The sequence below is a fragment of the Desulfovibrio biadhensis genome (assembly GCF_055388615.1).
Genome location: NZ_AP042477.1, coordinates 1,834,239 through 1,859,779 on the forward strand (window position 1 = coordinate 1,834,239; position 25,541 = coordinate 1,859,779).

The following is a 25,541-nucleotide window of genomic DNA, read 5'->3' on the forward strand; positions in this document are numbered from 1 at the left end:
CAATGGCCTTCCGCGGCCGGCCGCCACATGAAAACAAGGAAGGGGCTCTTGCCGCTCTGGCCAGAACCCCTTCATCATCGGCCTAGTGGCCGAATTCCTTTTCGTATTTTGCCTTCAGGTCCAGCATCTGGGAAAAAATCTCGTCAGCCGGAAGCCCCGCCGCGTTGGCTTTTTCTTTCCACTCGGCAATCATGGGTTCCAGGGTCTTGGAGGCCTGCTTCATGTCTTCTTCAGGCAGCTCAATGACCTCGATGCTGTATTTTTCCTTGCTCCAGGCGATGGACTCGTCCACATGTCCGTCCATGTAATCGCCCGTCCACTGGGACTGCTCTTTGGCCAGGTCGTTGAAGACCTTTTTCACGTCCTCAGGCAGTTCTTCCCACTTGCTCTTGTTCATGATGACAGCAAAAGGGTACACCTGAAAGTTGGTCATGGTCTCGTAACGGCAGCTTTCCGCAAAGTTGAAGTCCATGAGCACTTCCAGAGAGGAGAGCAGGCCTTTGACCAACCCTTTTTGCAAGGCTTCGGGCGTTTCCGACATGGGCATGGAGACGGGCACTGCGCCCAGCATGTCCAGCACTTTGGAAGCGCCGCCCGAGGCCCGCAGTTCCAGTCCCTTGAGGTCGGCAAGGGAGCGCACGGGAACCTGGCTCATAATATTGGAAGGGGCGGTGGTGAACATGGCCAGCACCTTGACGTCGGCAAAAGCCTCGGGCTGATATTTCTCGTAGATGTCCCACAGCACCATGCTGGGCGTGACGGAGCTGGTGAAGCTCACAGGCAGCTCCAGTACAGTGGTCAACGGAAAGACGCCCGGCTGGTAGGACATGCAAATGTTGCCGATGTCGGCCTGGCCCTGCTTGACGCCATCGTACATGTTTTTGGCGCCCAGCAGCGTGCCTCCGGGAAAGGTCTGCACTTCAACCTTGCCACCGGTGCGCTTTTCGACTTCTTTTTTCCAGCGCTCCATCTGCACGCAGGGAAAGGTGGAGGCAGGTGGAAAGTTGGCATAGGTCAGGGTGATATCGGCTGCCTGCGAAAAAGAAGGCAAGGCCATGGCGACAAGAGCCATGAATACAAGGCTGTACAGGACGGAACGCAGAAGATTCTTCATCTCACTCCCCTTTTATTGAACGAAACCAGTGGTGGCGGCCTTATACGACCGAAGATGTGAAAAGAGCTGCAGTTGCGGAAACAGCGCCTGCCCCCAGCAGGCGTTCTGCCGCAGGGCTTTCCGATACCACACGGGCACCCGCCCCGCAACATATTGGAGCCCCGAAGGATTCTTGAGGCAAGCAACGTAGACCCGGCGCATTGTTTTGCGTATTACTTATAACCGAAAGTGGTATTTTCCATTCTTGCAAGATGCGCTCGATGCTTCTGCATCCGGCGAGGGGATGCGTCTGCTTTGGGCAATAACAACTGAATTTCCTGTTTGTTGACACAATGGCGCCTGTACTATGACTCCGACAGACGATAAACAGAACACCGGGCCTTTGCTTATGCCCGTCACTCCCCAAGAAGGGGGGCAGAAGCTGCTGCAATATATACAGCGTGTATTGCATAAGGATGGCGGTGCGCCCCAGTCTTTGCTCATGCGCTGGATACGCACGGGGCAGGTGCGTGTGGACAAAAAACGCGCCAAACCTTTCCAGCGTCTGGAAGCAGGGCAGATGGTGCGGCTGCCCCCACAGGCGCGGGAGTTCTGGGACACAGCGCCCACGCCGGAAAGGGCAAGCATTGAAAAGACCGTGACCCTGGACATTGTGCATCAGGAAGGTGATTTGCTTGTGCTTTCCAAACCGGCCGGGCTGCCCGTGCATGGTGGCAGCGGCCATGATGATTCCCTGCATGACCGGCTGGTGGCCGCCTATGCAGATGCGCCATTTGCCCCCACTTTGGCGCACAGGCTGGATAAGGATACCTCCGGCCTGGTGCTTGCCGCACTTTCATACAGCAAGCTTGCAGAGCTGCAGGAGCTGTTCCGGCAGCATCAGGTGCGCAAGGAATACCTGGCCTGGGTTTCGGGGGCCTGGCCCTGGCAGGCGGACGCAACCCTTGAAGACAGGTTGGAAAAAACGGGGGCTCCGGGTTCGGAACGCGTGACGGCGGGTGAGGGCAAGGCTGCCCTGGCCTGGGCGCGGCCATTGGCAAAAGGCAAAAAGGCCAGCCTGCTGCTGCTGCGGCTGGGAACAGGCCGTACGCATCAGTTGCGAGTGCAACTGGCCTCACGCGGACACCCCATCATTGGTGACTTGAAATACGGCGGCCCTCCCTTGCCACGGGGAGCTCATTGTTCGAAAGGCATGTTTTTGCACGCCTATCGCTTGGAACTACCCGGTGAATGCTTTATACTACCTGCTCCCTGGTGTGGCGAGTGGGCCCACCCTGGTCATATCGCACGCATCGACATCAACCCCATTTATGGAGAGTCGACATGAGCCCGATATTCAAAAAAGACAAAAAAAATGAAAACGGCGAACAGGAATGGTTCATCCCCGAAGACGGGCGCAAGCATCTGGCCAAGTATTTCGAGATGTTCGAGTCTCCTGTCACGCTGCTGGTTTTTACAAAGGAAGGGGTGAACGACCCCTATAACGAGTATATGGTGAAGTTCGTAAAGGATATTGCCCGACTCGGGGGCGAGAACATCATTGCCGCCTTTCATGACCTTGAATCAGAAGAAGCTGAAAAATATGGTGTTTCTGCTTCTCCGGCGCTGCTTTTAAGCCCGGATACATATCACATTCGATTTCTTGGAGCGCCCCTTGGAGAAGAAGGGCGTTCGTTTGTGGAAGCCTTGCTGATGGTGTCCAAAGGAGAGAGCAAACTTTCCGAAACTTCCAAAAAGATGCTGGCCGAGTTGCAGGAAGAGCGCCGGGTCATGGTTTTTGTAAATCCGAGCTGCCCCTATTGCCCCGGGCAGGTGGTCAATGCCTTCAAGGCCGCCATCGAGCGTCCAGGATTGGTCAAGGCCGAGTGCGTGGAAACAAACGAAAATCCCGACCTGGCCACCGAGCATGCTGTGGGCGCAGTGCCCCATACCCTTGTGAATGAGAAACTTTCATTACTTGGGCTGGAGCCCGAGGAGCGTTTCATCGCGGAACTGCTGACCCTGAAAAATGCCGAAGAGTTGATGCAGGAGGGCGGTGAAGAGTCCAAGCATCTGGCGGAAGTGGGGCATGTGCAGGACCATGACATGGATGTGCAGCAGGTTGACCTGGTGATTATCGGCGCTGGTCCGGCTGGGCTGACGGCCGGTATCTATGCGGAGCGTTCGGGCCTTTCCAACGTGATTCTGGAAAAGGCCATCGTTGGCGGTCAGGTGGCGGTGACGCCTGTGGTGGAAAACTACCCCGGCTTTGCCAACGTGCCCGGTAAGAAGCTGATGGACATCATGAGCGAGCACGCCCGCCAGTATGCGGATATCCGAGAAGGCGAGTCCGTTATGGAAATCAAGGTGGGCCGCAATGTTGAGGTGTACACCAACCGTACTGTGTTCCTGGCCAAGGCGCTCATTCTGGCCACAGGAGCAACTTGGCGGAAGCTAGGCGTGCCGGGCGAGGACAGGTTCTTCGGCTTCGGCGTCAACTACTGCGCCTCCTGCGACGGCTATCTCTACAAGGGGCGCAAGGTTATCATCGTTGGCGGCGGCAACACCGCGTTGACTGATGCGCTGCACCTGCAGAATCTGGGCGTGGACGTCACCATCGTGCACCGCCGCGACAGTTTCCGGGCGGAGAAACACCTGCAGGAATCTGTTGAAAAAGCGGAAATTCCCATTGTATGGGACCACGAGGTGGAGGAAATCCAGGGCTCTGACGAGGCTGTCGCCTCGGTCCGGCTCAAGAACACCAAGGACGGCTCCACCCGGGAAATGGAAGTTGACGGCGTTTTCGTCGCCATCGGCCTGGACGCCAATGTGGACCTCGCCACCATGATTGGCGTGCATCTTGACAAAGAAGGGTACATTGAGGTGGACCGCGGCATGCGGACAAATATACCACGGATATACGCGGCTGGTGACGTTACCGGCGGTGTGCAGCAGATAGTTACCGCCATTGGCGAAGGTTCCACAGCCGCCATCTCGGCTTTTGAGGATTTGGCCAACCCCTACTGGTTGCACAAAAAGGGATAGAGGGGGCAGATGCCAGGCATTCTCTGGTTTGGAAATCCGTACTTCAGCCGTCATTTGCAAGCGTTAGGGCGCGAGGTGCATCACGTTCCGGTGAAGGCGCCCCGCGCCTTTTCCTGGACGGATGTTTTGGAACTCCATGGCGCGCCCCCCGAGGTGGTTGTTTTTGGGGATAACAGCATGCCCCCCCTGCTGGTGGGCGTGGAGGATTTCCCCTGCGCCACTGCCTTTTTCTGTGTGGATTCACACATTCACTCCTGGCATCCTTATTATGCTCAAGCCTTTGATCTTTGTTGCGTGAGCCTGAAAGACAACCTGCCGCGGTTCGAAGGACGTTTGACCGGCGAGCAGTTGCGCTGGATGCCTTTGTGGGCGGATGCCGGGAGCGCTCCCCCTGTGGTGGCGGAAGAGGACAAGGAGTACGAGGCGCTTTTTGTGGGCAATGTGAACCCGGAGACAATGCCGGGGCGGCATGCCTTTTTTCAGGAATTGCAAAGGCGCTTGCCTTCTCTCACCGTGATGCAGGGCAAATACAAGGAGCTTTTCCCCAAAGCCAAAGTCGTGCTCAACTATGCAGAACGCGGAGACTTGAATTTTCGGGTGTTCCAGGCCCTTGGGTGTCGTTCCTTTCTTGTCACCCCAGATGTCGGGCACGGGCAGTCTGAGCTGTTTCGCGAGGGAGAAGAGCTGTTCAGCTTCGCGCCTGAAGATATGGACGGTATGATTGGGCTGATTGAAAAGCTCCTGGCAGACAGGCAGCTGCGCGAGCGAGTTGCGGCCCAGGGGCTGGCCGCCATCGACAAGGGGCACAGAGCCAATCATCGGGCCGCGGCCTTTGATGCGTGGCTGCGTTCGTTTGATTTGCCGGCCCTCGTGGCAAAGCGAAAATCCATGACCACGGAAATACGAAGGCGCTGGATGAAGGTGCTGTTTCTGCACCTGGCTGAAGGGCTGGGAGGTGAACTGCGCGAAATCTATATGCAGCAGGCCCGCCGCAATATCGGGTGAGGCGCTTGCAGGCAAGGTCTCTGCCACGTATTGCTGACCGCGCCCCCGTTTACTAGTCGCCAAAAACCATAATGATGCTACATGACCACCATCGCCCTGGATTTCCGAGCCCTGCCTGAAACAGGAATCGATCATTATACCAAAGCATTGGCAGCACGTTTGCCGTTGTACATGGCTGGCTTGGATATTTATCCGCTGCGCAGCACCATGGAGATTGCTCCCACCAGATGGAACCGCATCAAGCGGGGCGTTTTACGCGTTGGTCACGAGATGTTCAGCCTGGAGCGCAGCTTGCGCAAGGCAGGGGTCGATCTGTTTCATTGCACAAAGAATTACGGCGTACCGCTTGGGGGCGATTTGCCAGTGGTGACGACGGTGCACGACATCATCCCGCTGGTTCTGCGCCACGATTACAGTCGCGCGTTTGCCAAGTTTCAGTATTTTCGCTGGAACTTTATGAATTCCCTGAAGGTTTCCAAAAAGATAATCACCATTTCAGATTTTTCTCGCGATGAGATTTGCCGCTACGCCCCATTTGTGCGCGACAAGGTGGCTGTTGTGCCGCAAGGGTGCGACCAGCAATATGGAGCGGGCATGTCAAAGGAGGCGGCGCTGCGCATCATGGCGACCCATGGTGTGACGCGCCCTTACATCTTGACCATGGGGGGCGCTGAGCCCCGCAAGAATGTCGCCATGCTGCAAAACGTGCACGCGGATAACGCCGCTGCTTTGCCCCAAGACCTGGTTATCATAGGGGGCGAGTGGTACGGCCGCCGGTTGCCCGTTTCATCCCGCAAGGACCAGGTGCATACGCTGCAAAAAGTACCGGCAGCTGTGGTGGTGGCGGCGTATACCGCGGCCGAGGCGTTTGTTTTTCCTTCGCTGTACGAAGGGTTCGGGTTGCCCGTGCTGGAAGCCATGGCCTGCGGCGCGCCTGTGCTGGCGCATGATGGGTCGAGTCTGCGCCAGGTGGTGGGCGATGCCGGGCTACTGGCGGATATGCGCTCTCCCGAGTCGTGTTTACAGGCGTTGCAGAGGCTGTTGTCCGAGGCTTCCCTGCGTCAGGAGCTGGTACAGGCGGGGGCAGCCCAGGTGAAGCGCTTCACCTGGGAGGAAACGGCCCGGCAGACGGCTGCCATCTATGCCGCAGCGCTGGGCTGATGCGCATCACGAGAGCATCTGCCTGGTAGTGACGGTTGCTGGTCAGCCCTGGACTTCCCGGAATCGATGTATTCCCCTCCATAAAAAACGCTTGCAAGGGGCACTGCCCTTGCCTGCTGCATCATGTTGCAGAGGATATTTCGGCGTTTGCATCAACCTTGGCATCAGCATTTGCTGTGGTGCGCAGGTATACATCGCGCTGTGGAAAGGGAATTTCAATGCCTTTTTTGGCGAACAGCTTGTATATGGCGCAATTGAGTTCGTGGATCAGCCTGCCCCTGTCATGGGGGCGTTTGGCCCAGCACAACAATTCGAAATCAAGGGAGGAATCGCCGAATGTCCGGAAGCGGACGCGCGGTTCCGGATGTTTTGCAACAAGGGTGCTGTCATGCGCCAACTGCATCAGCAACTCCTCCACCAGGTCGATGTCGGAGCCATAGGCCACGCCAACCGCGATGCGCACCCTGTAATGGGGCACTGGCGCGCTTTCGTTAATGATCTTGACGTTGGTAATCACTGAGTTGGGAATGGTGATCATTACGTCGTCGCGGGTTCTGATGCGGGTACTGCGCAGGCCCACCTCGGTGACCTCGCCGCGTTCACCCTGCTCTAGTACGATATAGTCGCCGGACCTGAAGGGCCTGTCCAGAAAGATGCTGATGCCGCCAAAGAAGTTTGCCAGGGTCTCGCGCGCGGCCAAGGCCACGGCAACACCCGCAATACCGGCGGAGGCGAATACCGCAGTGACCGGGATGCCGAAATAGGCCGCCGCGTTATAGATAATGAAAAAGACGACGGCCAGCGAAATGATGCGGATGAGCAGGCGCAGGAGCCCTGCATCGAGCCCTCTTTTCTGTGTGGCCTGTGAGCCCTGTACGACCCAGATGGCGATATTGCTCAACACCAGCACGGCCCAGATCGTCAACACATAGACGAGCCCGTCGGAAAGCATGGTTGTCACCACCAGCACATCGCCCGTGATGTTTATCTGCAGGTCAAGGAACTCGATGACGCCATGGGCCAGAAAAATGCTGCCAACAAGAAAAATCAGCCGCACTAAATGCTGCCGCAGGGTGTGCATTTCGTTTTTGTGTTTTTTGTGGGTCAAGCGGTAGAATAAAAACCAGAGGATACCGCTGCAGATAACTGTCAGAAACAGCCCAGCCCATTGCCACAAGGCCTGGTCCATAAAGCTGATCATGGCCCATTTGGGCAGGGAGTCTAGGAATCGAGCAGGGATCATCCACCCCCCGGAATAGATGTAGTCCTCATATCCCACATCATCCTTGCCCGAGTGTTGCGGCATGTCCTTGGTGAAGCGGTAATAGGCTGCTGCGTTGGCCACTGTTTGCGCGGAAAGCAGGAAGTTACCTTTTCTGGGGCCTTCCATTACTTGTGTGAAGATGATTTCCGTACCAGGGATGCGCCAGGTGGTGTCTTTTGTGGCGGCGATGTTTTCCTTGCCGGGTATCTCTGACCAGGGAGGCAGGGGGATGCGGTCAAAAACTTCCTTGAGCAAGAGCACGGCTTCAAAGGTGGTGCCCTCGCGCACGGCGGGCGCTACTTCAGAAATATCAAGCGAGCGGGCAGCGCGCTCGTTGAAGGCGATTGTTTTGGGGCTGCGGTAGCCGTCCTCGGCAAAAGCCTGCATGGCAAGGGATGCATTCTTCAGAAAGTTCTTGAGCGATGCCCGTGGGCTGGAGGTGTTTACCGCTTCTAAAGGGTTCACAACCACGGCAAATGCGGGAAGGGCCAGGCTGCATAATAGAATACAGCATCCCAGGATACTGGTTATTTTTGCTGTTTGGAGTGAGAAGCCTTGCTTCGCAACGGTCATTGTTCCCCCAAGAAAGGATCGACGTAAACGACGAAACGGGTTTTCGCGAGTTGTTTTGCTGTCACCAAGGTACGGCCGGCCCGGAACAGTGCATAGTCAAGTCTGGGCGGCCGCGTCAATGTATAGGGTGAGCGCCCCTGGTTCGTCCAGAAAAGGAATTGAGGAGGCGCAAATGGCGCGCTGGCGTCAGTGCCCCAACAATAATGGGTAAAAAAGTGCGGCCAGGAAAAACTCCTGGCCGCGATCTATGTGGATTGTTCGGGCGATGTGTAGGTTTCCCGAAACGCGTTGTGTGGTCGCCACATTTTATGTCGCCAGCAGGGCGATGATCGGTCCGAGTATGGCGCAGGTCACGCCTGCCAAAACCATCACCAGTCCGGCGACGGCTTCTTCCTCGGCGCCCACCTCACGGGCGCGGGCAACGCCTGCACCATGTGCGCCCATGCCGAACATGACGCCGCGGGCAAAAGAGGAGCGCAAGGGCAGGATGCGGAGCATAACCCCACCAAGCGCCGCGCCGATGATGCCCGTGCAGATCACGCACACGGCGGCCAGATCAGGCGAGCCGCCAATATTCTGGGCGAACGGCATGGCAAAGGGCGCCGTAAAGGAGCGCGGCAGCAAGGACAGGCGCAAACCTTCTGAAAATCCCAGCCATTCGGACAACACCCAGGTGCTGCCAAGGGCCAGCGTGCTGCCGAAAGCAACGCCGAAAATCAGCAATGGCCAGTGGCGGCGCAGCAGGGCGCGCTGTTTATAAATAGGCAGGGCAAAAGCCACCGTGGCAGGGCCAGCCAGCATCATGAGCCAGCGCCCCCCGCGCATGTAGTCGTTGTAATTGGCGTGCAGGGCAAACCCCAGGATCAAACACACCACGCAAGGCACGAGCAGTGGAGACGTCCACCACGCGTGTATGCGGCGGTTGGCCATGCGCGCCAGAAAATAACAGGCCACGGTGACAGCGACCCATAACAAGGGCGAAAAATTAGTGAACATGGCTCGACCTCATGCGAAAATGCAGTTCCACAGCAAGTCCGGTTCCAGCCATCACCAAAAACACGCCAACACCAATCACCGCCAATACCTTGAGCCCCATCCAGCCGAGAAATTCCTGGTGGTTCAGCAGGGTCATGGCGGCAGGCACAAAAAAGAGCAACAAGTGGTCCAGGAGTTTGCCAGCGCCTTTGTCGATCCAGCGAACGGGAAACTTGCCAGAGATCAGGAACAGGGCCAGAGCCAGCAACCCAAGCACGCCCCCGGGTACGGGGACATGGCACAACCGGGCCGCCGTCTCACAAATCCACCACAAACCGATTATAAAGGCTATCTGAGCCCCGGTAGCCAGGGGCGCTTTCACGCGAGTGCTTACTGAATCCAAGTGGTATTTCATGGTGCAATACCTCCTTGAGAACAGTAATAAGCATGTGTACGCCATTTGGAAAATGACTTGTCAGAATGTCATCTATTCCATTACGGAATGGGCATGGAACTGCGAAATCTCAGAGCACTGGTGGAGGTTGCCCGGCAGGGTGGGTTCACCAAGGCGGCACAGGTGTTGTTTTCCACGCAGTCAACGGTGAGCAAGGCTGTGCGCCAGCTTGAAGACGAGCTCGGCGAAGAGCTGTTTACGCGCTTGAGCGATGGTGTGCGTCTGACAGAAGCCGGGGAGCTGGTCTATGCGCGTGCCGTGGTCATGCTCGCAGAAGCGGAGCATGTCCAGTCGGAACTGGCTGAACTGCGAGGTCGTTACACGGGGCGTTTGCGGCTGGGCTTGCCCATTTTTGGCAGCGCCAGGCTGTTCGCCCCTTTGTTTACAGAGTTTCGCAGCCGCTACCCCGGGATAGACATAGAGTTGCTGGAGCAGGGGTCCGGCCACCTTGAAACGGCGATTCTTGCCGGCGAGCTGGAGTTGGCTGTCTCGCTACTGCCTGTTGCCGATTCCTTCCAGTGGCAGGCCGTGTGCGATCACCCCTTGATGGCGCTTTTGTGGAAGGACCACCCCTTGCATAAGCACCGCAGCATCAAGCTGAAAGATCTTGAACCATCGCCCTTTATCCTGTTTGAGCAGGGGTTCGTGCTCAATCATCTTATAGAAGACGCATGCAAACGACGGGGATTCACGCCCCAGGTCTCTGCCCGCAGCAGCCAGATGGACTTCATCGTGGCCCTGGCCGCAGCGGAGTTGGGCGTCCCGTTGCTGCCCCGCGTCATGGTGGAGGGGCGGCGTTTTACTTCGCTTAAATCCGTGCTTGTGGATGAACCCGACCTGCGCTGGAAAGCCGCTCTTGTCTGGCGCAAAGAGGCGCGTCTTTCTCCTGCCGCCAAGGCCTGGCTGGATCTGACCCAGGAATTTTTTCCCGTGGGGGATGCGGGGGAGACACAATGATACAGAAAAAAGAAAAGGCCGGAAGCACGCGCTCCCGGCCTTTTTTACATATCAGTAGTAATTCTGCTCACTCCTGAGCAGAAGGCGGCGTGGGATTGGTCTTGCCCACCAGCTTGTCCAGGTCCACGCGCACCACGGCGGTATGGCCCAGGACCTTTTCTGGGTACCCCCCTGTTGGGCCGCCGTGCTGGGCAAGGATCACGTCCAGGCCTTTGCTCTTATCTGCGGGGTCTTCCAGGATGGTGGCGCACCCTGAACCTGTGATGGAGGTGTAGTGGGTGGTGTAGCCACAACCGTCATCCCCGCGGACCAGTTCGCTTTCCACAACCGTGGTAAAGGCCACCAGACCATTGGCGCGGATACAGTCCATTTTGCGGCCTTCCATGGCGCAGTGGAAATAGACAGCGCCCCCCGCGTATCCGAAATTCACCGTGACAACATACGGTTCGCTGCCGTCCCACAGCCCCAGCTGCATGGTGGTGCAGCCGCGCAGCAGTTCCTCTACTCTGGCCTTGTCTTTAATCTCGCGATTGGCTTTACGCACGGGTGTTCTCCTCGGTTCGTAGCTATGTGTCGCCCGTGTTTATGCCGAAATCCCCCCGTGAATCAAGAGAGACGTTGGCCTGAAGCCGGATCGAAGCAAAGCATCTTGGAGGTGTTGGTCAGCGCCACGGTGATGTTTTCACCCACGGTCAGATGCAGGGTGGCGGGGCTGTCCACCAGCATGCGGAATTCGGCGGCGCCGTTTTTCACGGTCAGGGCGGATTTCAACCCAAGGGGTTCGATGTCCGTGAGTTCACCGATGATGCCTTCCGGCACGCCGCTTTCGGCAAGGGCAAAGTTCTCGGGGCGCAGGCCCAGCTCAAACTCGCGCGTGGCATCGCCCATGATGGCGCGTACATGCTCTGGCGCCGTAACATGGGCGCCGGCAACAAGGATAAAGCCGTTTTCGTAACGCGCAGGCAGCAGGTTGATGAGAGGCGAGCCCACAAAAAGCGCGGCTTCCCTGTCCACAGGGTAATCGTACAATTCCTGAGGGGGCGCAATCTGCACGACCTTGCCGTGCCGCAGCATGACTATTTCGTCCGCTATGGCCAGGGCTTCGTTAAAGTCTGGCGTAGCCATGAGAAAGGTGCGCCCGTGGTCGCTCTGTAGCCTGCGCAGCTCGGCGCGCAGCTCCACGCGGAGCTTTGCATCCAGGCTGGAAAGGGGCTCGTCCAACAAATAGATGTTGGGGGTGCGGATCAGAGCACGGCCAAGGGCAATGCGCTGTTTTTCCCCACCACTCATGGTTTTGGGCAGACGGTCCAGTACATGGGCCACCTGGAGAGTGGCGGCGAGGCGGGTGACCTTTTCCTTGATAACGTCAGGCTTTTCACCCTGGATGACAAGCGGGCTGGCGATGTTCTGGTAGCCCGACTTGTTAGGGTAAAGGGCCAGATTGTCAAAAATCATGGCCACATTACGGTCCTTGGGCTCCCAGTTGGCAACATTTGCGCCGTTAAGCACGATGCTCCCCCCGTCTGGGGTGTCCAGTCCGGCAATGGTGCGTAGCGTGGTGGTTTTGCCTGCGCCCGCAGGGCCCAATACCACGGTAAAAGAGCCGGTCGGGACGCTGAAGCTGATCTCGTCCAGGGCCACCGTTTTTCCAAAACGCTTGGTGGTTTTTTCCACCACAAGCATGTGCTGGTCTGATGCGGGAGTGGTGCTCATGATCTATCCTTGCACAAATATATCTGTTCTGCGGTGTGTGTCGCCGCTGAAAAAGAGCAGGCTGTCCGTGTCCACGGTCAGGCCGGTTACCGTATTCACCGGTGGGTAGTCGTGGGAAGGCGCCACCACTTTCATGGACTCCAGCCCCAGCTCCACTGTGAGCACCACTTCCGGGCCGCGCGGCTCCACCAGGCTAACGCGTCCGGAAAGCGTTGCATCGCTTTCCGGCACCAGGCGGACCTTTTCCGGCCGCACACCCATGATGAATTCGCCCTGCGGCAGTTCGGGGGGCAGTGCGTTTTGCTCAAGCTGCAGGTTCATTTCCGGGTTTTTGACCAGCGGAAGGAACATGGGGCGACCTTCTTCGCGCTCAAAGCGCCCCCAGTAGAGATTCATGGCGGGGGAGCCCAGAAAGCCGGCAACAAAGGTGTGGTCTGGCTTGCTGGTGATGATCTTGGAATCTTCCACCTGCAGAACCCTGCCCGCATGCATGATGGCGATGCGGTTGGCCAGGGACAGGGCTTCTATCTGGTCATGGGTGACGTAGATGATGGTGATGCCGATTTCGCTCTGCAGCCGGCGCAACTCCCGACGCATGGCCAACCGTGCGGCGGCTTCCAGGTTGGAAAGGGGCTCGTCCAGAAGCAGTATTTCGGGCTTGGTCACCAGGGTGCGGCCAATGGCGATGCGCTGCAGTTCGGAACCACCAAGGTCCTTGGCTTTTGCATCCAACTGATCCTTCATGCCCAGGAGTTCGGCGGTTTCCTCCACGGCCTTGTTGATTTCCGATTTGGGTCTGCCGCGAACCGTCAGGCCAAACGCCAGGTTCTTGCGTACGCTCATGGAGGTGAACACGGCGTAGTCCTGGAATACCAACCCGACGTTGCGCTTGCCGGGAGGCGTTGCGACCACGGATTTGCCGTCGATCAGTATGTCTCCCGAAGTGGGGTATTCCAACCCCACGATCATGTTCAACGTGGTGGACTTGCCGCATCCCGAAGGGCCGAGCAAAGCCACGGTTTCAACGGCGTCTATTGCCAGGTCTATGTTGTCAACGGCCTTAACGTCGCCGCCGTTGTACTCCTTGACCAGACTGACGAGCTCGAGTTTGGGTCTACTCATTGCTTGATAGCTCCGAAAGTCATGCCTCTGGCGAGGTGCGATTGGATGAGAAAGCCCACATAGATGAGCGGGGCCATGGCCAGCACAGCCAGGGCCGCCTGCACGCCGTAGAGCGTGCCGGCTGTTGCCGTGACGTACTTGGCCAGCTGCACCGGAATGGTGGCTATGTTGGTGTAGGAAAGCACCAAGGCGAACATGAATTCCGACCAGTTCAGGATAAAGATGAACATGGTGGTGGCGAACAGGCCGCCCTTGATGAGCGGAATGGTCACCGTCATGTGCGCCCGGAGTCTGGAACGGCCGTCCAGCATGGCGGCTTCCTCCACCTCGCGGGGCAGGTCGTCCACAAAACTTTTCAGCATCCAGGTGGAAAAGGGCAGCGTTACGGCCACATAGATTGCTATGAGCCCTATGTAACTGTCGATGAGCCCGATATTGGAAAAAATGATGACAAAGGGCACCGCAATGGCCGCCGGCGGAAACATTCTTCCGGAAAGGATGATTAGCGGCGTGGCCTTGTTGTTCACTGCGTAGCGGGAAAGCCCGATGGCCGAAAAAAGGCCGATGAGCACCGAAAGCGCCGTGGCGATGGAGGAGGCGATAAGGGAGCCGAAAACCGCTTTGGTGGCGGACTGGCTCACGCCTCCCACCCCGTATTCCCGGATGGCGTCGGGGTCGAAGAGCGTTTTGAAGTTGATGAACGTGGGCTCGGAAGGCACCCATATCGCCGGAGAGGCGTTCCAGTCCGTAGGGGGCTTGATGGCGGTCATCACGATCCAGAAGATCGGAAAGAGCACCAACGCCAGGGCTACGAACAACACAATAGCCTGGAACAGGGAAAGTTTTTTGGTTTCCATTAGCGGTTTACCTCGAGCAGTTGATCCCGCACCGGAATGAGCAGGAAGTGAATGAGCACCAGGCACCCGATCAGGATCAGAAAGGCCGCGGCAGCGCCATAGGCGAGCTGGAAGTCATTGAAGGCCAGCTTGTAAATATAAAGACTGATGGTCTCCGTGGAAGAGCCCGGTCCGCCGCGTGTGAGCATGAAGACTTCATCAAAGAGCTTGATGATCTCCATGGTGCGGATGACAAAGGCCACGATAATCACCGGCTTGAGCATGGGCATGATGACTTTCCAGAATACCTGGCGCGGATTGGCGCCCAGAATGACGGCGGCGCGCACAGGGTTTTCCGGAATGGAGTTCAGGCCAGAAAACAGGATGAGGAAAAACAGAGGCGTCCAGTGCCAGACTTCGGTGATGATCACCGCCAACATGGCCAGAGAAGGGCTCTTGAACCAGTCCAGCGCCGCTTGCGCCCCAAACATGAACTCGATGATCTGGTTCAGGGGGCCATTGGACTGGAACAACATCCAGAAGGTGTAGCCCACAACCACCGGCAGCACCATCATGGGTGTAAGAAACGATGAAAAGAGCAGGGATTTGGCCTTGAATTTACGCATGAACAGAACCGCCAGCCCCAGTCCAAAGGTGAACTCCAGCCCCAGGCAGACCACTGTGAGGAAAATGGTGCGCAGGACCGCATAGAGAAAGCGGGTGTCCCAGACAAGGAGTTCGCTGTAGTTATCAAAGCCAACAAAGCTGGCGTCGAAAAGAGAACCCCTGGTGGGGGACCAGTCTGTAAAGCTCATGTAAAGGGCCACCAGTAATGGAAAAACCAGAACAGTGACGGAGACGATCTGCCCGGGGTAGACCATAAGACGGCTCACTGATTTCTTGCTCAGCCCGGATGGTTTTTCCTTGGCCATGGTCTCGGGAGGCGTCATACTCCCGGTATTTTGGACGGCTTCGCTCAAGACGTTACCCTCGCGATGGTTTCGATCCGGGGGCCGGATCGGCCCATTTTGGGAAACCTCCCGGCGCCTTTGGAAAAAGAGACGCCGGGAGGGTCGTTACGGATTAGTTGGTGGGGGTTAGCTCCACTTGTCGGCGCCGCTGGCCTTCTTGATGGGGTCGGCCAGGTTCTTGGCAAGAGACAGCCAGGACTTCTTGACCTTGTCCTTGCCAATGCGGCGGGTGATGCGCTCGAACTTGTGCGCGGCGGCGTCAAGGGCTTCCCTGGGTTTCTTGTCACCGATCATGCACGCGTGCACTTCCTTGTCCAGGGCGTCCTGGTACTCGAAACCGCCGGGCAGGCAGAAGTCGGGCACGGTGTTGACCATGTTTTCGTACAGGGTCTGCAGGTACGGCTTGGTGTAGGTCTCCACCAGACGCTCTGTGGGCTCCAGCATGTGGTTGATGCGGTAGGGATCGGAGTAGCCGCCCAGGTAGGGGATGGCGTCGGCCGAAATGGTGGGGGAAGTCATCCACTGCGCGTATGCGTAAGAGAGCTCGGGGTTGGCGGAGTACTTGGAGACAGCGTACCCGTATCCCCAGCAGAACAGACCTGCATAAAGCAGGGTGCCATCGGGCAGGGTATCGGCCGGCATGACCGTGGCCGCGATGTTGCCGGTGGTGGCGGGGCCGGTGGAAGGCGCCTTGGAGTACTTGAAGCCGGAGGGCCAGACAATGTTCATGAAGCCTTCACCACGGCCGAAGGCATTGTAGTTGGAGGACCAGGTGAAGCTGAAGGCGTCGGGGTGCAGGTAGTCGTTCATGGCCAGCATGTCTTCCAGAGCGGCCACGCCTTCGTCGGAGTTGAACGTGGGGTTCATATCGCCGTCAAAGTACAGCTTGCCCTTGGAAACCAGGCGCTGCATGAACATCCACTTCACATAATAAGGGGAGCGGTATTCCAGGCTGCCATAAAAACCCTTGTCCGGATCGTGCATGAACTGGGCGAGGTTGTAGTATTCCTTCCAGGTCTTGGGCACGGCCAGGGGGTAGCCATACTTGTCCTCGAAAGCCTTCATTTTCTCAGGGTTTTCCAGGTAATCCTTGCGGCAAAGCAGGGTGATCTGGTCACCGTCGTTCAGCAGGCCGGCCACGCGCCCGTTGTACAGCTGGGCATGGTGGCTGGCGGGGAAGACAACGCCCCATTCTTCATTGAACAGGTCGGGCTTGTGCTCTTCGGTCCAGTCGGTCAGGTCGTAGATGACGCCGGAATCGATCCAGTCGGGGTAGGACATGGCCGTGGGCATCATCACGTCGTAACGGCCAGTCTTGGCCACGGCTTCCTGCATGCCCTTGGTATGCACGACTTCATCGGGCTCTTCGATGAATTCAAGGGTGATGCCCAGTTCATTTTTCCATTTGTCCACATATGGGGTCATGTTGCCTATGGAACCGGTGGGGATGAGCAGGGTCAGGGTTTTCTTTTCAGCTTTGGCGGCAGCGGCCTTGGCCAGCTCCCAGGCGCGCTCTTCGGAGCCGCTGATGGCCGCAAAGGCCTTTTTGGCGCCCAGGGGCGAAAGGCTGACGGCGTTGGCCACAACAGCCGATACGCCCAGGATGCCCATCTGCTTCAGAAACGAACGACGGTCGAGTTTCCCTTTGTCATAGGATTCACACGTTTCGTTGATTTTGGTTTTGTCCTTCATGCTGGTCTCCTGATGTAAAGTGGGGTTGCAATGACAACAAAAAAGTTTCCTTGTGGCCGTTTTCTCTTTCATCTGAAAGTTGTTGCGCAGCGCGTCTCTGTAAATGAACGCAATGCGTTTTCTGGTTATTGTTCCTGATTGCAGAGCATTGCGATGCGCTCGGCAACTGTGTTGCAAAATTTCTCTGACTCTTCGGCGTAGGTGTTGATTCTTGAAAGCATGTCATTGAAGAAATCTTCATTGAATTGATCTGCGTAGCATCTGTAGTGCTCTATCTGTCCGCTTCGGAGCAGGTGTATCCATTTCATGGCTATTTGCAGATCGACTTCCAAATGAAACTGGAACCCGTATGATGCATTGCCGACCTTGAAACATTGGCAGGGGCAGGTATCGCCCTTTATCAACAGCGTGCCTTCGGGCGGTACGTCGGAGGCATCCTGGTGGAAACCCATCAGGGCCGGGAGTTCGATACCGCCTACAACAGGGTCTTTTTTGCCTGCCTCAGTGAGCTGGTGGTGGATGAATCCGAATTCAAGGGAGCCCATGCGATGGACACTGCCGCCGTGGGCGCGGGATAGAATCTGCGATCCAAGGCAAATGCCAACCACGGGCTTGCCTGCGGCATCGTATTGCCGCATCAGTTCCATCAGGTGCACAAAGTGGGGCCACTGTTCGTCATCCCAGGCGTTTTGCGGCCCGCCAAGCACCACCAGCCCCGCAAAATCAAGGGGCGATTCCGGAAAGGGCTCATCGTCGCAGAGCTTCACCAGGTGGATATTGGCGCCGCGTTCGCTGAGCGCTTTGCAAAAATTGCCGCAGGGCGCATTGTCCGAATGTTGGAACACAAGGAAATTTAGCGCCTTGCGCGAAGGACTGAAGAGACTCACGCATCGCCCCCAGAAATGGTTTTTATGGTCACAGTCGTTTCATAGTAGGGCGTGCCGTTACCCACCTTGCTGGCCATGTCTCTGGTCAGGCGGTTCAGCCCGTGTCCGGCCTTTATCCAGCCGCCGCGTTCGGCAACAAGACAATCCTGGCGGAGGCTTGGGTCCAGGTGCAGCGTCGCCTTGATCTCACCCACCGGGCTGGCCACGATGATGGTCTCGCCCTCCGTGGCACCGTGTTTTGCGGCTTCTTCCGGATGCAGCCAGACGGGAGGCAAGGGCGGGTGGTCGTCCATGGTGCGTTCCGAGCAAATATAGTCATGGGGAGCGATACTCAGCAGCCTGTAAGGATACTCTGGAGAGCTCTGCTGCAATACCGAAGGATCGAAAGACGTCATGAATTCGAATTTGCCCGATGCGGTGGGGAAGACGCCGTCCGTGTAGGGCACTATGGGCGCTTGCAGGCGAAAGGCGCCCTGTCGCAATTGCTCGGGGGTGCACCCTTGCGCCCAGATGGGGGAGCAGATTTTTTCCAGCCACTCCTGCTGTGGGCGGCAGTATTCGTCTGCAAAGGGAAAACGTTTTGCAAGTTCCTGAAACATATCGAAATTGGACAGGCACTCCCCAACCGGTTCAATGGCTTTATTCACTGGGCCGACATAATTGTGCCCGTAGGAGGCCATGACATCGTCTTCTTCCACAAATGTGGTGGACGGCAGGAAAACGTCTGCATAGTCCGCGGTGTCGTCCATGAAATGGCCGTTATAGACCACGAACTCGGTCTGTTCGAAGGCTTTGCAGATTTTGTCCGAGTTGGGCGCCATGCAAATGGGATTGGATGCTGAGGTGAAGATCATCCGGATGCGTGGATTGGCCGCTTCCAGGATTTCTTCGCCTATGCGCGGCATGAGCAGTTTGCGGTGTTCCGGGTGGAGTTCATCGCCCCAATATTGCTGATCATAGGGGCCGTATTCTTCAAATCCCTGGCTGACACCGCCTCCTGGCACGCCGATGTTTCCGGAAATGGCGCCCAGCGCGTCTATGGCGCGTATGGAAAGGTGGGCGTGCTCGTGGCGGTGCAATCCCCACCCCAGCAGAATCGAAGTGGGGCGCTCATTTTGCAGCATTCTGGAAAGGTACAGGGCATCATCTTCCGAAACCTCTGCCAAAGCGCACAAATCAGCGACTGTGTATTGCTCGAGGATGGACAGGTATTCCTGAGCGCCCTTGCTGTGGTTTTGCAAAAAATCCCGGTCTTCCGCGCCGGCCAGCAGAAGCAGCTTTGCAACGGCCATGGCCAGGAACACGTCGTATCCAGGTTTTGGAGCGATGTGTCTGCTTGCCAGAGAGGCGGACTTGTTCCTGAAGGGATCCACCAGCACCACGGAACCGCCGCGTTTGCGCAGGTCTCTGATGATCGGCACCAGGCTGATGTTTGTGGAGACCGGATTGCGCCCCCAAAGAATCATGGAGGTGGAATTGTAATGATCCAACGGATCGTGCGAGATGCGGTCGCCCAGGTCCAGGTTCTGTGAGGCCTGTCCGGTGCCGCCGCACAGGGAGCCGTAAAGCGTGGTGACGCCGCCGAAAAGATTGAAGAAATAACCGTTCAAAAGCTTGAGGGCCGTACGCTCTCCGTACCCCTGATAGTACAAAATGGCCTCGGGACCGTCCTGATCCTTGATGGCCTGCATCTTTTCAGCCACCAGGTCCAAGGCTTCGTCCCAGGAGGCGCGCTGCCATGCGCCGTCCACTTTGATCATGGGGTGCAGAATGCGGTCCTTGTGATACACGCGCTGCACATAACGCATGGCCTTGACGCAGGATTTCCCCTTGGTCAGGGGGTGAGCCGGGGAGCCCGTCAACTTGATGAGCCGCCCCTCTTCCACCCTGGCGGTAAGACCGCAGGTGTTGGGGCAATCCCGCGTGCAGGTGGTGAACAGCTCTTTATAAGGCGACATGTTGCAGACCATATCCTTTGGTTTCAGGCGTGCTTTCATGTGTGTTTGCACAGTCTTGCGGCAAGCGCTTGAGGGCCATGCACCCCCCCTGGCAAAGGCGTTTGAAATCCTGGCAATCGGCGCAAGCCGGATCGTCGGTAACAAACCGTGTGGGGCGCACGGTTTCGGCAAAATACTGTATGAGCGCCTGCTCATCTGAAAAATCGGTGATGTCGTCCACGCGCACATCTTTAAGGGGCAGGCAGTAACAGGCCGAGAGATCAGGATGCAGATCAATGGACGGGTGGCAAATGCCTGTGAACTTCATGGACGTGCGCTTCATATAGGCCCTGTCGTCCGGGGAGAGATCGCAAAGCCTGGCGCTGCAATCCATGCCGGTGCGGATGCCTGCGGCCTGGCATTCCCGCACAAAGGAAACGATGCGCGGCATGATGGAAGAAGCCCCGTCCATGTTGACGAAGTCGTTGTCCGCATCATTGGCAGGGCGGGAAACATCGTAGCGCACGGCCTTCACGCCATAGCGGCGGGCGTCTTGGATAAGCGCCCCATAGTCCAGAGTCTCCATGGTGAAGTTTCTGGAAAAGGTGAGTCGTGCATCGCGCCCGGCCAACAGTTCCAGGTTCTGGTGCAGACGTTCATGCTGCCCCGGACCGTAGACGCCGGGATCGTTGTAATTGACCACAAAGTTGTCGACATACGGCGCCAGGCGTTCGGCAAGAGAAGCGGGGAACAGGCCGTTGGTGAACAGCACAACGGAAATGCCCGCATTTTTTGTGGCTTCTATCATTTCCGGCAGCCGGGGGTGCAGGGTGGGCTCGCCACCGATAAACGCCACCGCGGGCAGCGCGGCAGAGCGCATCCAGACGAGCAGTTTGTCAAACGCCGCCGCCCCCATATCCTGGGGGTGGTCCTGGTGCAGCGCCCGCGCAAAACAATACGGGCAGGCCAGGTTGCAGCGGTAGGTGACAAAGATGTTGATCATCTGGATACGCTTCCGGTTAAGATTTCAGCGTTGCTTGCGACTATGACGCCTGGAGCGAGAACGTCTGGTATTCGTTTTCGCAGGGGTTCCCGACACACAACTGCATCCACCCGGCTTCTGGCTGCATGATCACGGCGAAAATGGTTTCAAAGGCGGTGTTTTCACCCTCTTCAGGAAAACCATGGGCGCAGATGCAGCGCGGGTAGTTGGTGTGGTCTTTGGTCATTTCCTGCAGCAGTTCAGGGGTCAGCTTGCCGGTGTTGCGGCGCAGAAAGTTGTCCGCCACCTGCTTGCGGACCATGGTGCCGCCATGACTGAGCCAGTTTGGCGTCTCAAACCTGCGCATGGTGGGGCTGAGGTAGTGGTTCGTGTGGGCCAGGGCCTTGTCCACGGGCAAGAGGTCGTAGCTGGTTGCCGAGACTTCGGCGCAAAAGTGCACGCCGTTGCCGGCCAGCTGGTAGTTCATGCCTGTGGCGCGCGAGGTGTAGATGACAGCGCCAAGCGCGTCCCCGATGCGTTCGGCGGCCAGGGCCTTGCGCATTACGCAGGGGTAGATGACGCCCGGCCTTGCGTCCGGGGCCACTATTTTGTTGATGACGGCGCCAACGCCTGCGGTGTTCATGCCGTTCATGCCCAGGAGGCCGGACATGGTCACCACCAGGGCTTCTGGCCCCTCGGAAGGTTTGATGCGCAACAGCGCCAGATACTTCTCGTAGTAGCGCTCCATGTCGTAGGTCTGGCCGATGTATGCGGCGCCGTCTGCCGTGGCTTCCGCGGTCACATTGAACGTGGTGCAGCCCCACAGAGCGTCGGGCAGGATACGCCCGCCCACGCCGGGTGCACGCAGGTCTTCCAACTCGAGAAAGGTGTTCAGGTAGACGATGTCTTCCAGGCCCATACCTGCGCCGTCCGCAATGCCGCGCATTTCATCCAGCAGGTCGGGGGAGAACTTCTGCACAAAACCTATGTTGCGCATGCAAAAGGCTTTGAGCGTTGCATCGTCCACCTTGAGGTGGGTGTTGTTTTCCTGGTGCACCCGGGTGATGGAGGCGACGAAGTCACGGATGGAGGTACGCAACGTTTCGCCGTGGGCGACACCCATTTCATAGGGGGTGCCTGTCAGCTCCAAAACGGGAATTCCAAATGACATGGTCTGCTCCAAAATCGTCTGAGGCGGTGCGCGCCCCTGGCAAGACATCCGCTTGAAGCGGGTCGATAAGCGATCCGCTGCAAACAGATGTTATTATTAGATGAGTTCCATGAAGTAATCCCATTCCCAGGGATCGACACGGTTGTTGAACTCGGCCGTTCCGTAATCGTCGAACTTGCTTTTGGCTGTCTCCACTTCAAACTTTTTCAGTGCAATCATCAGCTTCACAAATTCGGGGTGCAGCACTTCGTGCAGTTCGGTGTCCTTCTCGAATTCAGTGATGGCTTCTTCCAGGCTGAAGGGGAGTCTGGGCACGTCGTCGCGTTCGTAGGCAATGTCGGGAATGGCGTCTGGCAGTTCCGGCTTGTTGCGGATGCCGGCCAAGCCGGCAGCCAGTGTGCTCACTGCCAGCAGGTAGGGGTTGGTGCCGCCGCAGGCCAGGCGGTTTTCCAGGTGTGTGCTCTGCCCCCTGCATCCTTTCAGACGAATGCCCACGGTGCGGTTTTCCATGCCCCATGTTGCGCTGTGGGGGGCAAAGGAGTTTACGCGATAGCGCTTGTAGCAGTTGATGGTAGGCGCGGTGAAAATGGAATTGGCAGGGGCATGTTGCAGCAAGCCGGCAAGGAAGTCTCGCGCTAGTCCGCTCAGGCCGCAGGTGCCGTTGGGATCGTCGAACATGTTCTTGCCGGTTTCTTTGTCTATGAGGCTGATATGAAAATGGGAGCCGGAGGCGCTGGATGCGATGAAGGGCTTGGTCATGAAGGTGGCCATGTAGCCATGCTGCAGGGCGATTTCCTTGGTGCCCATCTTGAACAGGAAGGCCGTGTCCGCCGCGGCGAGGCCGTCCTTGTAGTACAGGTTGATTTCCTGCTGGCCGGGACCGTGTTCGGAGTTCTGGGTGATGATCCGAACGCCGGCCTGGTCCATCTTGCGCATCAGGTCGTAAGTGAAGTCGATGTCAAAGTTGTTCTTCAGGGTGACGAAGATGGGCTGGTCGTTGTAAACGGGCTCGCGGGTGTCCTTGTTCAGGACGTAAAATTCGAATTCGTACCCCAGGCGGCAGATGTAGCCCATCTTGTCGAATTCATCGATGAGCTTCTTGAGGAGCAGGCGGGGGGAAGCCATGGCCGGCGTGCCATCGTACCAGTATGGGTCGATGGTGATGTTGGCCGTGTTGGGCACCCATGGGAGCACGGTGAAGGTGGAGAGGTCCGGCCTGGTGCAATGGTCTGCAAAGGCCACTTCTTCAGCATACCCGGTTCCGGCGGGCACCATGGATTGAATGTCCAGCCCAAGCAGTCCGCCGTAGAAATTCAATCCATCCTCGATGTAGTTCATGAAGCAGCCCACGGGAACAGTCTTGCTTCTGGAAACGCCGTGGATGTCGCTTTGTTCAAAGCGGATGAACTGGATGTCGTTGTCCCTGATCTGTTTCTTGATGGCGTCGATCATGCTGCTTTTTGGGATGTTCACAGTATCTCCCGAAAATATAATTTTGTTACAAAATACGCGTGTAGCCCTACCATATTTGTCAATGGACACTAAGAAGCATTATTCATGCCATTCTGGTTATTTCTTTAGTATCTTAATTATTATAATATGATGTGGTAAAAAAAACGGGCGTTATGCAGAATGGACCAAAGAGGGTGAATCTGTATCGAATTTAAGAAAGTGAGAATCAAATTTAAAAAATTAAGAAATCTGCATTTTGAGTGGTATTAAATTAATTCTTTTTATATTAAGCATTTACTGTTTGTGGCGGGCGCGTTGACGATGTCGTCCGACTTGGATAAGGTTTGTGTGAAGTTGAATTTTCAATTTTGTATAAAACCTGTTGCATTCTGGTTGCTTGGCATGGAAAATTTTGAACGTTTCGCCGCGAACAGCCCAGACGCTCTGGCTGCCTTCTCCAAAGAAAAACAGCTTTTGTTCGCCAACAAGCGGTTTCTGGAGCTGTTGTTTCTGCCGCTCAGCGATGCAAAAGGTACGGAACTGCAAGACCTTGGGCTGCCGGAGGGATTGGCGTCGGACCTTGCCATGGCCATGGACGCCGTAGACAGGGCCAGGGCCGAGCGCCGTTTTACGCGGTGGGAGAAGCTGGTGAACACGCGCCACAAATTCGCGTGCCGGGTCATCCCCGCCAGTGACGCAGGTTTTCTTACGGAATTGAAGCTGGACAGCACCGAGCAGTCCGAGGGCAATGATGCGGACAATACGGGTACAAGCCGCTTTTTCGCCATCCTCGATCGCTTCCCCGCCTTTGTTTACATGCAGCGGCAGGACTACACCGTTGCCTATGCCAACAAGCGCGTCAGGGACCTTTACGGCAGAACGGAATCCCGGCTGTGTTATGAAGTTTTTGGTGGGCGTACGTCACCGTGCCCCCATTGCCCTACTTTTGATGTCTTTGAAACCGGCATGCCTGTAGAGTGGGAATTCACAGATGACATGGGGCGCACGTTTCATATCTATGATTACCCTTATGAAGATGAGAACGGCGAAGCCATGGTTGTGGAGCTTGGCATCGACGTCACCGAGTTGAAGCGCGTGGAAAAGGAGCTGTTCGAGGCGCGCAAGCTCCGCGCCATCGGGGTGCTGGCTGGCGGCATGGCCCATGATCTGAACAACAACCTCGTGCCCATCATCTTCAATATTGACCATGCCCTGAGCCATGTGCAGGAGGAAAGTTGCCGGGAAACCCTGGGCGAGGCGCTGCAGGCAGCCTATCGTGCGGCCAAGCTGGTGGAGCAGGTGCTGGAATACAGCCGGCAGAACGACACAAAGCGTGTTGACCTGGATTTCGCCCATATTGTGCAGCGGGTCATGCAGGATTTCAGAGACAAGTTGCCCCCTGATATTGATGTGGGGGTGGATGTGGGCGCCAGAAACAGCGTTATAAAAGCCAATGAAGCCCAACTGGAACAGGTGCTGGCCAATTTGCTGCACAACGCGGTGCAGGCCATGGCAAAAGGGGGCGCCATCAACGTCTACCTGGGGGAATACCAGGTGGAGGCGCAGCATAAACCGCCCCACCCGGACTTGAAGCCGGGAGAATATGCGACCCTGCGTATTTGCGACACGGGCAAAGGCATAGAAAAGGAACACATAGACCGCATCTTCGAACCCTTTTTCACGACACGCAAAGGAAAAGGGGGCAGCGGCATGGGGCTGGCCCTTGTCTACGCCATCGTCAACAGCGCCGGCGGCGTGGTGAAGGTGGACAGCACCCCTGGCATTGGCACCTGTTTTACCCTGTATTTCCCAAAGGCTTCCAGCCCAGTGTACCAGCCCATGCTCAGGGGGGAGCCCTGCATTCTGCACAGTCAGGGGGGGTGCATTCTGCTGGTGGATGACAATGTTCCTGCCCGGCAGGCCATGGCCCGGACCTTGTGCGACGCGGGATTCTCCGTGGACCAGGCGGACACGGGCGACGCAGCCCTGGAGATGCTGGCCCCTGATCCGGGAAAATATGGTCTGGTGCTGGTGGATCAGACCATGCCCGGCATGTCTGGTCTGGAAATGTCCAAGCGGCTTTTGGCCGATACGCCGGCAGCCAATGTCGTTATTTACACCGGTTTTGCAGAGCCCGAGCTGGAAGAACAGGCCCTGGCCGCCGGGGTTCTGGCCATTGCGCTCAAGCCCATGTCTCCTTTTGTGCTTGTGGAAACAGTACGGCAGTACGCCGGCAAGGCCCACGCTTGAT

At 57.1% G+C, this 25,541-nt stretch carries 21 protein-coding genes; 6 read left to right on the plus strand and 15 right to left on the minus strand.

Annotation, left to right across the window (positions count from 1 at the left end; translation table 11 throughout):
* Window positions 1–82 precede the first annotated feature (82 nt).
* A complete protein-coding gene (locus ACZ5EH_RS08000; RefSeq protein ID WP_464277598.1) occupies window positions 83–1,114 on the minus strand; it encodes a TRAP transporter substrate-binding protein in 1,032 nt (343 codons plus the stop codon).
* Between the two features lie 346 nt (window positions 1,115–1,460).
* Here ACZ5EH_RS08000 and ACZ5EH_RS08005 point away from each other — a divergent pair, with 346 nt between their 5' ends.
* The 4 genes from ACZ5EH_RS08005 (at window position 1,461) to ACZ5EH_RS08020 (ending at window position 6,304) form a co-directional block, all read left to right on the plus strand.
* The gene (locus ACZ5EH_RS08005) at window positions 1,461–2,441 is read left to right on the plus strand and encodes an RluA family pseudouridine synthase (protein ID WP_464277599.1); all 981 of its coding nucleotides are present in this window, start codon (window positions 1,461–1,463) and stop codon (window positions 2,439–2,441) included.
* The gene (locus ACZ5EH_RS08010; protein WP_464277600.1) at window positions 2,438–4,138 is read left to right on the plus strand and encodes an FAD-dependent oxidoreductase; all 1,701 of its coding nucleotides are present in this window, start codon (window positions 2,438–2,440) and stop codon (window positions 4,136–4,138) included. Before ACZ5EH_RS08005 ends, ACZ5EH_RS08010 begins: the two co-directional genes overlap by 4 nt.
* Window positions 4,139–4,147: 9 nt before the next feature.
* Window positions 4,148–5,143, plus strand: coding sequence for a glycosyltransferase family protein (locus ACZ5EH_RS08015; RefSeq protein WP_464277601.1), 996 nt, complete (start codon window positions 4,148–4,150; stop codon window positions 5,141–5,143).
* Between the two features lie 81 nt (window positions 5,144–5,224).
* Complete coding sequence (locus ACZ5EH_RS08020) at window positions 5,225–6,304, plus strand: glycosyltransferase family 4 protein (protein WP_464277602.1); 1,080 nt, start codon at window positions 5,225–5,227, stop codon at window positions 6,302–6,304.
* Between the two features lie 121 nt (window positions 6,305–6,425).
* Here ACZ5EH_RS08020 and ACZ5EH_RS08025 read toward each other — a convergent pair whose 3' ends face one another.
* The 3 genes from ACZ5EH_RS08025 to ACZ5EH_RS08035 all read right to left on the minus strand — a co-directional run bounded on the left by ACZ5EH_RS08025 (window position 6,426) and on the right by ACZ5EH_RS08035 (window position 9,531).
* Complete coding sequence (locus ACZ5EH_RS08025; RefSeq protein ID WP_464277603.1) at window positions 6,426–8,141, minus strand: mechanosensitive ion channel family protein; 1,716 nt, start codon at window positions 8,139–8,141, stop codon at window positions 6,426–6,428.
* A 306-nt stretch (window positions 8,142–8,447) separates the two neighbouring features.
* Window positions 8,448–9,137 (minus strand): LrgB family protein, encoded by a 690-nt coding sequence (locus tag ACZ5EH_RS08030; RefSeq protein ID WP_464277604.1) that lies wholly within the window; start codon window positions 9,135–9,137, stop codon window positions 8,448–8,450.
* Window positions 9,127–9,531, minus strand: a complete 405-nt coding sequence (locus ACZ5EH_RS08035; protein ID WP_464277605.1) for a CidA/LrgA family protein — start codon at window positions 9,529–9,531, stop codon at window positions 9,127–9,129. The genes ACZ5EH_RS08030 and ACZ5EH_RS08035 overlap by 11 nt, the downstream gene beginning before the upstream one ends.
* 93 nt (window positions 9,532–9,624) lie before the next feature.
* Here ACZ5EH_RS08035 and ACZ5EH_RS08040 point away from each other — a divergent pair, with 93 nt between their 5' ends.
* A complete protein-coding gene (locus tag ACZ5EH_RS08040; RefSeq protein WP_464277606.1) occupies window positions 9,625–10,527 on the plus strand; it encodes a LysR family transcriptional regulator in 903 nt (300 codons plus the stop codon).
* A 67-nt stretch (window positions 10,528–10,594) separates the two neighbouring features.
* On the opposite strand, the gene ACZ5EH_RS08045 is transcribed toward ACZ5EH_RS08040, so the two are convergent.
* The 11 genes from ACZ5EH_RS08045 to ACZ5EH_RS08095 form a co-directional block, all read right to left on the minus strand.
* Window positions 10,595–11,071 (minus strand): pyridoxamine 5'-phosphate oxidase family protein, encoded by a 477-nt coding sequence (locus ACZ5EH_RS08045; protein ID WP_464277607.1) that lies wholly within the window; start codon window positions 11,069–11,071, stop codon window positions 10,595–10,597.
* Window positions 11,072–11,133: 62 nt separating this feature from the next.
* Window positions 11,134–12,240 carry an ABC transporter ATP-binding protein gene (locus tag ACZ5EH_RS08050; protein WP_464277608.1) on the minus strand — a complete coding sequence of 369 codons (1,107 nt, stop codon included), beginning with the start codon at window positions 12,238–12,240 and terminating at the stop codon, window positions 11,134–11,136.
* 3 nt (window positions 12,241–12,243) lie between these two features.
* Entirely contained in the window at window positions 12,244–13,362 is a 1,119-nt protein-coding gene (locus ACZ5EH_RS08055) for an ABC transporter ATP-binding protein (RefSeq protein WP_464277609.1), read from the minus strand.
* The gene (locus tag ACZ5EH_RS08060; RefSeq protein WP_464277610.1) at window positions 13,359–14,219 is read right to left on the minus strand and encodes a carbohydrate ABC transporter permease; all 861 of its coding nucleotides are present in this window, start codon (window positions 14,217–14,219) and stop codon (window positions 13,359–13,361) included. Before ACZ5EH_RS08060 ends, ACZ5EH_RS08055 begins: the two co-directional genes overlap by 4 nt.
* Complete coding sequence (locus tag ACZ5EH_RS08065) at window positions 14,219–15,178, minus strand: carbohydrate ABC transporter permease (RefSeq protein WP_464277611.1); 960 nt, start codon at window positions 15,176–15,178, stop codon at window positions 14,219–14,221. Before ACZ5EH_RS08065 ends, ACZ5EH_RS08060 begins: the two co-directional genes overlap by 1 nt.
* Before the next feature lie 117 nt (window positions 15,179–15,295).
* Window positions 15,296–16,861: an ABC transporter substrate-binding protein gene (locus ACZ5EH_RS08070; protein WP_464277612.1), complete on the minus strand. Its 1,566-nt coding sequence runs from the start codon at window positions 16,859–16,861 to the stop codon at window positions 15,296–15,298.
* 125 nt (window positions 16,862–16,986) lie between these two features.
* On the minus strand, window positions 16,987–17,748 hold the full coding sequence (locus ACZ5EH_RS08075; protein WP_464277613.1) for a type 1 glutamine amidotransferase: 762 nt from the start codon (window positions 17,746–17,748) through the stop codon (window positions 16,987–16,989).
* Window positions 17,745–19,745 (minus strand): molybdopterin-dependent oxidoreductase, encoded by a 2,001-nt coding sequence (locus tag ACZ5EH_RS08080; RefSeq protein WP_464277614.1) that lies wholly within the window; start codon window positions 19,743–19,745, stop codon window positions 17,745–17,747. The genes ACZ5EH_RS08075 and ACZ5EH_RS08080 overlap by 4 nt, the downstream gene beginning before the upstream one ends.
* Complete coding sequence (locus tag ACZ5EH_RS08085) at window positions 19,693–20,688, minus strand: radical SAM protein (protein WP_464277615.1); 996 nt, start codon at window positions 20,686–20,688, stop codon at window positions 19,693–19,695. Before ACZ5EH_RS08085 ends, ACZ5EH_RS08080 begins: the two co-directional genes overlap by 53 nt.
* A 40-nt stretch (window positions 20,689–20,728) precedes the next feature.
* Window positions 20,729–21,838, minus strand: coding sequence for a C45 family autoproteolytic acyltransferase/hydolase (locus ACZ5EH_RS08090; protein WP_464277616.1), 1,110 nt, complete (start codon window positions 21,836–21,838; stop codon window positions 20,729–20,731).
* Between the two features lie 96 nt (window positions 21,839–21,934).
* The gene (locus tag ACZ5EH_RS08095) at window positions 21,935–23,311 is read right to left on the minus strand and encodes a glutamine synthetase family protein (protein WP_464277617.1); all 1,377 of its coding nucleotides are present in this window, start codon (window positions 23,309–23,311) and stop codon (window positions 21,935–21,937) included.
* Window positions 23,312–23,692: 381 nt separating this feature from the next.
* Between ACZ5EH_RS08095 and ACZ5EH_RS08100 the strand changes: the two genes are divergently transcribed.
* Window positions 23,693–25,540: a hybrid sensor histidine kinase/response regulator gene (locus ACZ5EH_RS08100; protein ID WP_464277618.1), complete on the plus strand. Its 1,848-nt coding sequence runs from the start codon at window positions 23,693–23,695 to the stop codon at window positions 25,538–25,540.
* Window position 25,541: the final 1 nt, after the last annotated feature.

Bases quoted from the DNA above. Each gene is read 5' to 3' on its own strand.
- ACZ5EH_RS08010 (WP_464277600.1), top strand. From the start codon at position 2,438: ATGAGCCCGATATTCAAAAAAGACAAAAAAAATGAAAACGGCGAACAG.
- ACZ5EH_RS08020 (WP_464277602.1), top strand. From the start codon at position 5,225: ATGACCACCATCGCCCTGGATTTCCGAGCCCTGCCTGAAACAGGAATC.
- ACZ5EH_RS08035 (WP_464277605.1), bottom strand. From the start codon at position 9,531: ATGAAATACCACTTGGATTCAGTAAGCACTCGCGTGAAAGCGCCCCTG.
- ACZ5EH_RS08000 (WP_464277598.1), bottom strand. From the start codon at position 1,114: ATGAAGAATCTTCTGCGTTCCGTCCTGTACAGCCTTGTATTCATGGCT.
- ACZ5EH_RS08100 (WP_464277618.1), top strand. From the start codon at position 23,693: ATGGAAAATTTTGAACGTTTCGCCGCGAACAGCCCAGACGCTCTGGCT.
- ACZ5EH_RS08085 (WP_464277615.1), bottom strand. From the start codon at position 20,688: ATGATCAACATCTTTGTCACCTACCGCTGCAACCTGGCCTGCCCGTAT.
- ACZ5EH_RS08090 (WP_464277616.1), bottom strand. From the start codon at position 21,838: ATGTCATTTGGAATTCCCGTTTTGGAGCTGACAGGCACCCCCTATGAA.
- ACZ5EH_RS08055 (WP_464277609.1), bottom strand. From the start codon at position 13,362: ATGAGTAGACCCAAACTCGAGCTCGTCAGTCTGGTCAAGGAGTACAAC.
- ACZ5EH_RS08080 (WP_464277614.1), bottom strand. From the start codon at position 19,745: ATGAAAGCACGCCTGAAACCAAAGGATATGGTCTGCAACATGTCGCCT.
- ACZ5EH_RS08070 (WP_464277612.1), bottom strand. From the start codon at position 16,861: ATGAAGGACAAAACCAAAATCAACGAAACGTGTGAATCCTATGACAAA.
- ACZ5EH_RS08030 (WP_464277604.1), bottom strand. From the start codon at position 9,137: ATGTTCACTAATTTTTCGCCCTTGTTATGGGTCGCTGTCACCGTGGCC.
- ACZ5EH_RS08025 (WP_464277603.1), bottom strand. From the start codon at position 8,141: ATGACCGTTGCGAAGCAAGGCTTCTCACTCCAAACAGCAAAAATAACC.
- ACZ5EH_RS08005 (WP_464277599.1), top strand. From the start codon at position 1,461: ATGACTCCGACAGACGATAAACAGAACACCGGGCCTTTGCTTATGCCC.
- ACZ5EH_RS08015 (WP_464277601.1), top strand. From the start codon at position 4,148: ATGCCAGGCATTCTCTGGTTTGGAAATCCGTACTTCAGCCGTCATTTG.
- ACZ5EH_RS08060 (WP_464277610.1), bottom strand. From the start codon at position 14,219: ATGGAAACCAAAAAACTTTCCCTGTTCCAGGCTATTGTGTTGTTCGTA.
- ACZ5EH_RS08040 (WP_464277606.1), top strand. From the start codon at position 9,625: ATGGAACTGCGAAATCTCAGAGCACTGGTGGAGGTTGCCCGGCAGGGT.
- ACZ5EH_RS08050 (WP_464277608.1), bottom strand. From the start codon at position 12,240: ATGAGCACCACTCCCGCATCAGACCAGCACATGCTTGTGGTGGAAAAA.